Genomic DNA, 2,146 nt, shown 5'->3' on the forward strand with positions numbered 1-2,146 from the left:
GTGGTCGCCCGTCCCGGTCCGGACGGGGGGCTGCGGCTGGTGGGCTACGCGGTGCCGGCGGCCGGCGGCGCGCTCGACGAGCCCGCGCTGCAGCGGGCCCTGGCCGACACGCTGCCCGACGCGCTGTGCCCCGCCCGCATCCTCGCCCTGCCCGCCCTGCCGGTCTCCGCCAACGGGAAGCTCGACCCAGGACGCCTCCCCGAACCCGACTGGGCGGGCGCGGACGCCGCGGGCGGGAGCACCGGCTTCGATCCGCCGCGCGGCCAGACCGAGACGCGCCTCGCCGCCCTCTGGGCCGGCGTGCTCGGCCTCGACGCCCGACGCCTGTCGCGCCGGGACAGCTTCTTCGAGCGCGGCGGCGACTCGATCCTCGCCCTCCAGCTCGTCGCCCGCGCCCGGGAGAGCGGCCTCGCGCTGACGCCGCGGGACGTCTTCACCCACCCGCGCCTCGCCGCCCTGGCGGCGCATCTCGACGCGGCCCCGGACAGCGCGGCCGCGCCGGCCCCCCAGGTCGACCCGGCGCGCGAGGCCGGTCCGGTTCCCCTCACCCCGATCCAGCGCCGGTTCCTCGACGGCCCCGTCCCGAACCGGCAGCACTGGAACCAGGCGATCGTGCTCGCGCCCCGGGCACCCCTCGACCCGGGCCGCCTCGCTGAGGCTCTCGCGGCCGTCGAGGCCGCCCATCCCGCGCTGCGCCTGCGCTTCGCGCGGGACGCGCACGGGGCCTGGACCCAGACCTGCCGGGCACCGGGGCAGGAGCCCCCGCTGTGGCGGCGCGCGGCGGACGGTGCGCCGGCCTTCGCGGCCCTCGCCGCGCAAGCCCAGACGAGCCTCGACCTCGCCGAAGGGCCGGTCTGGCGGGCCGTGCACGTCACCCTGCCGGCGGACGGGACCGAGCGGCTCCTCCTCGTCGCCCACCACCTCGTGGTCGACGCCATGTCGTGGCGCATCCTGATCCAGGACCTCGCGGCGGCCCTCGCCGGGCGGCCGCTCGCGCCCCCGCCGACGAGCTTCCCGGGCTGGGCCCGCAGCCTCGACGTCCTGGCCCGGCACCCCGGACATGCCGGGCGCCGCGAATCCTGGCTGGCCGGCTGGCAGGCCGGGGGGCCGTGCCTCGATGCCGCGTTGCGGCCGGTCCGGCCCGACGCCCCCAACGTCGAATCCGCCCAGACCGAGATCGCCGACAGCCTCGACGCCGACGCCACCGACGCCTTCCTCCGCCGGGCCGGCCGGCCCTACAGCGCCCGTCCCGACGAGATCCTGCTCACCGCCCTGTCGATCGCGCTGGCGCGGCGCGGCGACGGGACGGCGGCGGGCGTGACCCTCGAGCGCCACGGTCGCGATGCCGACGCCCTGGCCGACGCGCTCGCCGAACCCCTCTCAGAACCCTTCCCCGAACCCCTCTCCGACGCGCAGGACGGCCCGACCCTGCCCCGCCACGACCTGAGCCGGACGGTGGGCTGGTTCACCACGCTGGTGCCGCTGCAGCTCGACCCCCTCGGCGGCGAGCCGGACCTGCCGCCGGACGACGCCGCCCGCGGCCATGCCCTCGGTGCTGCTCTCTGCCGGGTGAAGGACGCCCGCCGCGCCCTGCCCCAGCCCGACCTCAGCCACGACCTCCTGCGCCACGGCCCCGTCGCGGACCTGCGCCACCGCATCGCCGCGGCACCCGAGCCCGGCATCCTCCTCAACTACCTCGGCCAGATCGACGCCGACCGCGCCGACCCCGACGCGCCCTTCGCCCTCGCCCCCGAGAGCGCGGGGCCCATGCGCGACCCCCACAGCCCCGCGGGCGCCGAGCTCACCCTCACCGCCCTCGTGCGCGCCGGCCGCCTCCACCTCGCCTGGCGCTTCAGCCCCGACCGCCACGATGCCGCCGCCATCGCCGCCATCGCCCGCGACACCCGGCACACCCTCCAGGCCCTCGTCGCCCACTGCGCCGACCCGGGCACCCCGCGCCGGCCCACCCCCGCCGACCTGCCCCTCGCCCGCCTCGACCAACCCGGCCTCGACGCTCTCCTGGCCGACGCCCGCGCGGCCGGTACCCTCGACCCCGACTGCCTCGCCGACCTCTACCCGCTCACCCCCCTGCAGGAGGGCCTGCTCTTCCACGCCCGCCTCGCCCCCGGGGACGCGGCCTACCGCA

The 2,146-nt window shown here is 78.8% G+C and carries 1 protein-coding gene; it reads left to right on the forward strand.

What is annotated here, in order from left to right; translation table 11 throughout:
* Nucleotides 1-2,146: condensation domain-containing protein (locus ACQKQD_RS34095; protein WP_427511001.1), on the forward strand; the 2,146-nt coding region annotated here is incomplete at both ends.

The organism is Methylobacterium sp. NPDC080182 (assembly GCF_050281105.1).
Lineage (GTDB): Bacteria > Pseudomonadota > Alphaproteobacteria > Rhizobiales > Beijerinckiaceae > Methylobacterium.